The organism is candidate division WOR-3 bacterium (assembly GCA_016867815.1).
In the GTDB taxonomy this organism is placed as follows: Bacteria; Hydrothermota; Tepidihabitantia; order Tepidihabitantales; family Tepidihabitantaceae; genus UBA2258.
In genome coordinates this window covers 34,961-43,187 of sequence record VGIR01000016.1, presented here as the reverse complement: position 1 = coordinate 43,187, position 8,227 = coordinate 34,961, and the positions used below count along the sequence as shown (strand labels likewise).

Sequence of the window (8,227 nt, the reverse complement as noted above, 5' to 3'; positions counted from 1 at the left end):
GTTGAATCACACTGAAGCGTTTCATGTCCTGTTCAGAGTAGCAGACTGACTGTGACATGCCGCCAGCATAGCGGCCGACACGCCAGGGTATGACATAATCGCTCTGCCATTAGCCTATGACATTATCGCTCTGCGGCCACATACTGCCCGGCGGTTATTGACCGAACGTCTTTTCGGGCTATTCTAACAGTCCGCTAAACCCGAACTGATGGATACCTTTCAGCGACCGATGGCGTCCGGCTGCTTGATGCGGCCCGCGTCCGGGGTCGCTTCTTTTTCTCAGGAGACTGGAGGCTAGCGTGGAGATTGCGGTTTGCCTGAAGCGGGTCCCGGATACCGCTGAGGCCGACGTCAAGGTGGACGCCTCGGGCAAGGATATTGTCCGGGACAAGCTGGCGTTCACCATCAACGAGGCGGACAACTACGCCCTCGAAGAGGCGCTCCTTGCCAAAGAGAAGCACAACGCCAATGTGACTCTCGTCTCGGTTGGCGCCAAGGAGTCGGAAGAGGTCCTCCGGATGGGACTCGCCAAGGGCGCGACCGCGGCGGCGCGCATCGACAGCGCCGGCCTGGGCGAGACCGACGGAATCGGGATTGCGCGGGTGCTGGCGGGGTGGTTCCAGGGCAAGACGTTCGATCTGATCGTTACCGGTGCTATCGCGTCGGACGACGGCAATTCGCAGGTCGGCCCGGCCCTGGCCGAGCTTCTCGGCCTGCCGCACGCGGCCTACGTGACGAAGCTCGACATCCAGGCCGGCACGGCGACTGTGAAGCGTGAGCTTGAGGGCGGGTTCCTCGAGGTGAAGGAGCTGGCCACTCCGTGCGTCGTGACCATCCAGACCGGCGGGAACGCGCCGCGCTATGCCTCGATCATGGGCATCAAGCGGGCCGGGGCCAAGCCGATTGAGCAGGCTGCGCCTGCCAAGGCGGAGTCGAAGACCCAGCTCATCAAGGTCTACGTGCCGGAGATCGTCGGCGCGGCACAGATGGTTGAAGGAACGGTGGACGAGAAGGCGCTGAAGATAGCACAGCTTCTGAAGGAGAAGGGAGCTGTCTGATGCGAATTCCTAATTGCCGATTTCTAATTCCTAGTCAAGTGTCCAAGGTCCAACGTCCAAAGTCCTGCCGGAGGCCGGCATGAGCAACAGCATCATGGTTCTGGTCGAGCATCGTCAGGGAGCTATCCGCGACGTGTCGTTCGAGATGCTGACTGCGGCGCGGAAGCTGGGCGCGGGAAATGTCGAAGCGGTACTGATGGCCGAGAGCTGCGACCTCCTGGCCCCAGCTATCGCTCCGCACGCGAACAAGGTCGTCTGTGTCTCCGGACCGATATTCAGAGATTTCAACTACGAGCCGTATCAGAAAGCACTGGTGAAGCTGGCGGCCGAGCGCAAGCCGGCGGCGATCCTGATTGCCAACTCGGCGTTCGGTACTGACCTGGGGCCGAGCCTGGCAGTCGCCTTGAACGCCGGGCTCGTTTCCGATGCGGTCGCGTGCACCAAGGCGGATAGCGGGTTTTCCGTTTCCCGCGGAATGTACGCGGGCAAGCTGGTTGCGGACTGGGCCGTCAGGTCCGAGCCGTCGGTCATCATGGTCCGGCAGTCGAACTTCAAAGCGGAGCCGGCCAGTCTCGGCGGCACGGTCGAGAAGTGGGACGCCGGGGACGTGGTTTCCGGGGCGAAGACGAAGTTCCTTAGCCTCGAGGAAGTGCCGACCACCGGCATCGATATCACCAAGGCGACGATCGTGGTCGGCATCGGCCGCGGCATCAAGGAAGCGAAGAACATGCCGCTGGCGCAGGAGTTCGCGCAGGACATCGGCGCGGTGCTCGCGGCCTCGCGGCCGGTAGTAGACGCGGGCTGGCTGCCCAAGGAAGTGCAGATTGGCTCCTCGGGCAAGACCATCAAGCCGAAGCTGTACATCGCTCTCGGTATCTCGGGCGCGTTCCAGCACATCGCCGGTATGAAAGGCGCGGATACGATCATCGCCGTGAACAAGGACCCAAAGGCGCCGATTTTCTCGGTGGCTCACTACGGCATCGTGGACGACCTGCACAAAGTGGTCCCCGCGCTGCGGACGAAGATCAAGGAAATGAAGACGTAATGGCGGGATTGGACAGTCCAGAGCTCAGAAACCAGAGACCAGAGCTCAGAACTGAGAGCGGGGAGTAGGTATGGCGAAGAACGCTCCGAAGATAGGCGTCTATGTCTGCCACTGCGGCATCAACATTGCCCAGACCGTCGACGTGAAGGCGGTGGCCGAGTACGCGATGACCCTGCCCAACGTCGTCATCGGCCGCGACTACATGTACATGTGCTCGGATCCGGGCCAGGACCTGGTCAAGAGAGACATCAAGGAGTTGGGGCTGACCCGCGTCGTCGTGGCGGCCTGTTCTCCGCGCATGCACGAGCCGACGTTCCGCGGCGCGGTGTTCGGCTCCGGAATGAACCCGTACCTCTTCGAGATGTGCAATATCCGCGAGCAGTGTTCGTGGGTGCACGTAGACAGGGCTGAGGCGACCGAGAAGGCGAAGGACCTGGTCCGCAGTTCGGTGGCGCGGGCGAACCTGCTCGAGCCGCTGGAGGACCGATACGCGGATGTGACCAAGGCGGTGATGGTGGTCGGGGCGGGCATTTCCGGCATCCAGGCTGCCCTCGACATCGCCGAGGCCGGGCACAAGGTCTACCTGGTCGAGAAAGAACCGTCCATCGGCGGGCACATGGCCCAGCTCGACAAGACCTTTCCGACCCTCGACTGCTCGGCCTGCATTCTCACGCCGAAGATGGTGGATGTATCGCGCCACCCGAATGTAGAACTGCTGACGCTGTCGACCGTGAAGAAGGTCTCCGGATTCGTCGGCAACTTCACGGTAACCGTGCACCAGAAGGCGCGGTTCGTGGACGTGAAGCAGTGCACGGCGTGCGGGGACTGCGCCAAGGTCTGCCCGCAGCGGTTCCCGAACGAGTTCGACCTGGGGCTGGCGACCCGCACCGCCGTCTACCAGCCGTTCCCTCAGGCGGTGCCGTCGGCCTTCGTGCGGAATGAGAAACAGTGCCTGGGCAGCCTGCCGCTGGCTTGCGGCAAGTGCCTGCAGGCCTGCGAGAAGAAGTGCATTGACTTCGACCAGAAGGACGTTGACCGCGAGATCGAGGTCGGGGCTATAGTGATAGCAACCGGGACCGATGTGTTCGACGCCACGACCCTGCCCGAGTACGGGTACGGCAAGTACCCGGACGTTCTGACATCGCTTGAGTTCGAGCGGCTCAGCTCGGCGGGCGGGCCTACCGGCGGCCACATCACGAAGATCAGCGACGGCGAGGAGCCGAAAGACGTGGTTTTCATCCACTGCGTCGGCTCGCGCGACAAGGCGGTAGGCAACGAGTACTGCTCGCGCGTCTGTTGCATGTTCGTTATCAAGCAGGCCCATCTGCTCAAGGACAAGATGCCCGGCTGCGAAGTCACCAGCTACTACATGGACATTCGCGCCTACGGCAAGGGATTCGAGGAGTTCTACGACCGGGTGAGAGATGAGGGCGTCAGGTTCAAGCGCGGCAAGCCATCCGAGATATTCCGGCGCAAGGGCAAGCTCGTGGTGCGAGTGGATGACACCCTGCTCGGCAAGGTCATCGAGCACGAGACCGACATGGTCGTGCTCGGGGTCGGGCTGGTCCCGGCCGAAGGCTACCTGGAGCTCGCCCAGACCCTCAAGCTCTCGCTTTCGTCGGACCGGTTCTATCTCGAGGCCCATCCCAAGCTGCGGCCCGTGGATACCAACATCGACGGCGTCTACCTCGCCGGGTGCGCCCAGGGGCCCAAGGATATCCCGGATACGGTGGCCCAGGCCAAGGGTGCGGCGTCGTCCGCCATAGGTCTGCTCAACAAGGGCAAGGTGAAGGTTGATCCGATCGTAGCTGAGATCAAGGAAGAGGCTTGTTCGTCCTGCCACATCTGCGAGGCGCTCTGTCCCTATCAGGCGCTTGTCTACGACGAGCAGAAGCACGTGATGACAGTGAACCAGATTCTCTGCAAGGGCTGCGGCGTCTGCCCGGCGGCCTGCCCGTCCGCGGCCATCACGCTGAAGCACTACACCAGCGTGCAAATCGACGCGCAGCTTGACGCTTTGCTGAGCAAGGCGGCTGGCAGTGAGCAGCTGGCAGTCAGCGGTACGGGGACGGAGGCGTAGATGGCTGAGTTCAACCCTACAATCATCGGTTTCGCCTGTAACTGGTGCTGCTACGCGGGCGCCGACCTGGCCGGGACATCGCGCATGAAGTACCCGGCCAACCTGCGCATCATCCGCGTGATGTGCTCGGGCAGGATTGACCCGCAGTTCCTGCTCAAGGCATTCAAAGACGGTGCGGACGGCGTTTTCATCGGCGGCTGCCATCCCGGTGACTGCCACTACGTTTCCGGCAACTACAAGACCGAGAAGCGGGTATTCCTGCTCAAGAACCTGCTGGACGGGCTCGGCATCGAGCCGGAGCGGCTGGAGCTCAACTGGGTGTCGGCGTCCGAAGGTCAACGGTTCGCGGATGCCGTTACCGCGTTCACGACCCGTATCCGGGAACTTGGGCCGCTGGGGCTTAACCAGCCCCAGCTAGTGGTTCACGGCTAGCGGCCGTCTGTTCCCGGATTCCGGAACCGAGTCCGCCTTCAGATTGTCTCGGGTGGGACGAGCGAATCGAGCAGGTTGATGAGTTCCGGGATGCGCTGAGTGGCGTACAGCCACAGACGCTCTACCAGTACCTCACCATAATCGTGCGCCAGCACGTTACGCAGTCCGACGACGCCGCGCCACGGCACTTCCGGATGCTGTTCCCGGAACTCGGGCGAGATCTGCCGCGCAGCCTCACCGATGATGAGGAACTGGCGTTCGACCGCGGAACGTACCATCTTGTCGCCCTCGAACTTGACAAAGCTCACGCCCAGCATGAACGTGCCGATGGCGTGCGCCGCCTCGCGCATGTCCCAGAGCAGGGCCGCGTCCTTATCCTCAGGACGCATACACGAGCTCGGCAGTATCCAGAATGGACTTTTTCCGGAACGGGTTGCGCAGGCCGGCCTTCTCGACGAGGTCTACATCCCGGCCCACCATCTCCTTCAGTTCCTCGCTCATCTCCGCCAGGTCGAAGAGGCTCGGGCGGGCATCGGGTTCGAACTCGACCAGCACGTCAACGTCCGAGTCCGGCCGGAAATCGTCCCGGAGGACCGATCCGAAAACGGCCAGGCTCCGGACGTGATGTTTCCGACAGAGCTGGGCGATCTTCCCTCGGTCAAACTGAATACGTGGGTTCACGGGTCTAGTCTATGTGCATTCCCTGCCAGCGTCAAGCGCGTCCGGCAGTTCGGCCTACTCGCCTTGACTGAGCCGGCAACGCGTACTGACGCTCTCTCAGTCGCGTCGCGAGTCATCCTCGCAGTCGCCTTCGAGGTGGCTCGGCAAACCGCATTCCCGTTCTAGCCGGAAGTCGCCGCCGCAATCCTCCCGCGACTGACTTTGCGAGTTCACTCGCGAATCGCCGCGGAAATCGCCCTGCTCGTGCATCTCCAAATCGCACGGCAACAGGCCCCGTCCGTGCCCATCAGAATAGCCGCGCAAGTCCCTGCTGGAGGGGTCTTCCGAACCGCCTCCCGAACCGTTCCGGGAACGGTTCCCAAGGCGATTCCAGAGATCGCCGCTTAGGCTACGTTGCCCGCGTCTAACGGCTTGCTTGTCAGCCAGTTAGGTATGCTGCAGCGCGCCTAACCACATGAAGAAGCGCGCCGGACACGCTAGGCTCACCATCGGCGTATTACCTCGGTCGGGTCGCCGCGGAAGTATGACGGCCATCCGGGGTCGCTACGTTGCCGACTCCGTCCCCTCGCGGCCGTCCGTGCGCGTCAGGGTGGAGGTACTTGCCCCGCTCGCCGTCCGACTTGGCTACCTCCACCTGCACACGGTGGGCATTCGCGTATGGGTCCTTTCTGATGCCCGTCACCTGCCAGGATACTGCGGTCAGTGGTACGCTCGTCCGGATGACGAACGCGTTGTTCTTCACCCCCCGCACGACCTTGGCCTGCGCGAACCCGTCGCCGTCACCTTCATCAATCACCGTCAACTGGTAGCGGAAGTCTCGGTTCAGCGCCTCGAACCAGTCCGGTAGAGCGACTGTGGCATGCCCGGAAGCATCCGTCCGAGTGTTGCCGTTGTAGATGTTCATCATGTCCGGGCTCTCGACAAAGGAGTGGAACAGGTATTTGTTCTCGGGGTCGAGCGGGTGGTCGATCTGGAATGAGCCACCGCCCTTGGAGAGATTGCCTGTGACCGTGACGTCGCCGCTGAAGTAGCCGGCGTAGTTCGACGCCCCGCCGCTTGCGGTTCCGTACACGCCACAGTTGGAGCCGATGCCCGTTGCTTCTCCATACAGACCGTAGCTGTTGCCACCGCTTGCAGAGCCGCGCACGCCATAGTTGGAGCTGCCGCCGGAGGCGTCGCCCCTGACGGCATAGTTGATAAGACTCCCGTCGGCCAAACCACGTGCGCCGGTGCAGGTGCCTCCGCCGTTAGCGTGCCCAAACACTCCGGTACCTCCGCTCCCGTGCGCGATTCCCGCCACGCCGCTCTGGTTTGTCCCTGCGGTCGCGCCGTAGACGCCAGTGGAGCTGCCACTCGAGTCATAGGCGCCGTAGGAGCCCATGCTTATGCCTGCAACGCCAGGACCGGTGGCACTTCTACCGATGACGCCGTAGCCGGCGTTGCTTTTGCCGTACACACCACTGCTGTCGTAACTGACACCGTACACACCATGCCCCAGGCTGTCTTCGCCCCAGACGCCATACCCGGCACCACTCGCAGTTGACTTGCCGTGCACGCCGGCACAGCCGGCTGCGATTGACGTTCCATAGACTCCATCGTTGCCAGTGCTCTGGCCGGCTACTCCGCAACTGCCTGAGCTCGCACCGTGGATGCCATAGCCGCCGGAGCTCCCGCCGTAGACACCATCGCCGCTGTTGCTGTTGCCGACCACGCCATGGCTGCTGCCGCTGCTTCCGTATACGCCCGGGCCGGAGGTAGCCGAACCGAAGACGCCCCGGCCGGTGATACTGCTGCCGTAGACGCCGAGATTGTCGGTGCTGCTGCCCCAGACGCCATAGCCAGTGGGGCTGGCGTTTGTACCCTTGAGCGCGCCATCGCCTGCCGAGTTGGCCGAACAAGACCCTTGACCGGCGATGCGCCAACTGGCGAACTGATTCGACGCGAACTGGTTCTTGATATAGCGGCTGTCGCCGTAGGACGTGTCGAATCTCACTGTACCAGAGTCGGTAATGGGGTTGGGCGAGCACACAACGCCGGTGGACTGCACCACCTTCCTGACCGTTCCGTTGCCACCGGTACCCACGCTGTCGTTGCGCGGAGCCCAAGCCGAGCCGGTCCATTTCATCACCTGCCCTGTTGCTGCCCCCATCTGGTCAAGGTCAGTCGCAACAATCGTCCCGTCGACGAGCATGCCGGTCGTAACCGAGTTGACCTGCCCGGTCCGTACGAACGCGGTCGTGTCCTTGCCTTGGAGCAGGTCGGTATTCGCTGATTTGCCGGCAAGGTAGCTGTAGGCGCTGCCGACCAGCCGCAGGCGCGGCGATAGCTCCGCCCCACCGGCGACAGCCATGCCGAGATACAGTTTGCCCGAGATCGGAACCGACTCTATCTGTGCGACCGAGCCGAGCAGGGCCGAAAATAGCCCGCCCCGGGTCCGCACCGTCTGCGTCTCGTTCCAGAACCAAACGCCGCCGGTCGCAACGGTATAGAGCCGGAACGTAGCCTGATAGGTCGTATCGCCCACCGGCACGCCCAAGGTGTCGGTCAGCTTGCCCTGATACGACAGCATCTGCGGAATCGTGATCGACTCCGCTCCGTAGCTTGTGGTCTGGAGTCTGTGGATTGCGTCTGTCTGCGGCGAAACCCCTGGGCTATCCGCAGCGACGGCGAAGGAGCTGGTGAACACTAGCAGCGTAAGCACACTTCTCATTGGCCCTCCCACATGCAATGGTCTCCTGGTACCGTGGCGACTGACCTCTTCATGGACGAGCCGGGGACGCCGCCATTGGGGACTTCGGGGACAGGCGGTCGTGGTAGCCGGCGTGTCATCTGAACCTCGCTAGGATTCTAGACCGCGCCGAGCGATCGTCAACAGCAGCGCCGGCGTTGACCTTGGAACCGCAGCGAAGGACTCAGTTGGTTGACCCACGA

7 protein-coding genes are annotated in these 8,227 nt (G+C 62.8%); 4 read left to right on the top strand and 3 right to left on the bottom strand.

What is annotated here, in order from left to right; translation table 11 throughout:
• The first annotated feature begins 287 nt into the window (after positions 1-287).
• The 4 genes from FJY68_04150 to FJY68_04135 all read left to right on the top strand — a co-directional run bounded on the left by FJY68_04150 (position 288) and on the right by FJY68_04135 (position 4,615).
• The gene (locus tag FJY68_04150) at positions 288-1,058 is read left to right on the top strand and encodes an electron transfer flavoprotein subunit beta/FixA family protein (GenBank protein MBM3331028.1); all 771 of its coding nucleotides are present in this window, start codon (positions 288-290) and stop codon (positions 1,056-1,058) included.
• Between the two features lie 79 nt (positions 1,059-1,137).
• On the top strand, positions 1,138-2,103 hold the full coding sequence (locus FJY68_04145; protein ID MBM3331027.1) for an electron transfer flavoprotein subunit alpha/FixB family protein: 966 nt from the start codon (positions 1,138-1,140) through the stop codon (positions 2,101-2,103).
• A gap of 70 nt (positions 2,104-2,173) precedes the next feature.
• Positions 2,174-4,183, top strand: a complete 2,010-nt coding sequence (locus tag FJY68_04140) for a CoB--CoM heterodisulfide reductase iron-sulfur subunit A family protein (GenBank protein ID MBM3331026.1) — start codon at positions 2,174-2,176, stop codon at positions 4,181-4,183.
• Positions 4,184-4,615 carry a hydrogenase iron-sulfur subunit gene (locus tag FJY68_04135; GenBank protein MBM3331025.1) on the top strand — a complete coding sequence of 144 codons (432 nt, stop codon included), beginning with the start codon at positions 4,184-4,186 and terminating at the stop codon, positions 4,613-4,615.
• Between the two features lie 38 nt (positions 4,616-4,653).
• Here FJY68_04135 and FJY68_04130 read toward each other — a convergent pair whose 3' ends face one another.
• The 3 genes from FJY68_04130 to FJY68_04120 all read right to left on the bottom strand — a co-directional run bounded on the left by FJY68_04130 (position 4,654) and on the right by FJY68_04120 (position 8,006).
• The gene (locus FJY68_04130) at positions 4,654-5,004 is read right to left on the bottom strand and encodes a DUF86 domain-containing protein (GenBank protein MBM3331024.1); all 351 of its coding nucleotides are present in this window, start codon (positions 5,002-5,004) and stop codon (positions 4,654-4,656) included.
• On the bottom strand, positions 4,994-5,296 hold the full coding sequence (locus FJY68_04125; GenBank protein MBM3331023.1) for a nucleotidyltransferase family protein: 303 nt from the start codon (positions 5,294-5,296) through the stop codon (positions 4,994-4,996). Before FJY68_04125 ends, FJY68_04130 begins: the two co-directional genes overlap by 11 nt.
• 496 nt (positions 5,297-5,792) lie before the next feature.
• Complete coding sequence (locus FJY68_04120) at positions 5,793-8,006, bottom strand: hypothetical protein (GenBank protein MBM3331022.1); 2,214 nt, start codon at positions 8,004-8,006, stop codon at positions 5,793-5,795.
• Positions 8,007-8,227: the final 221 nt, after the last annotated feature.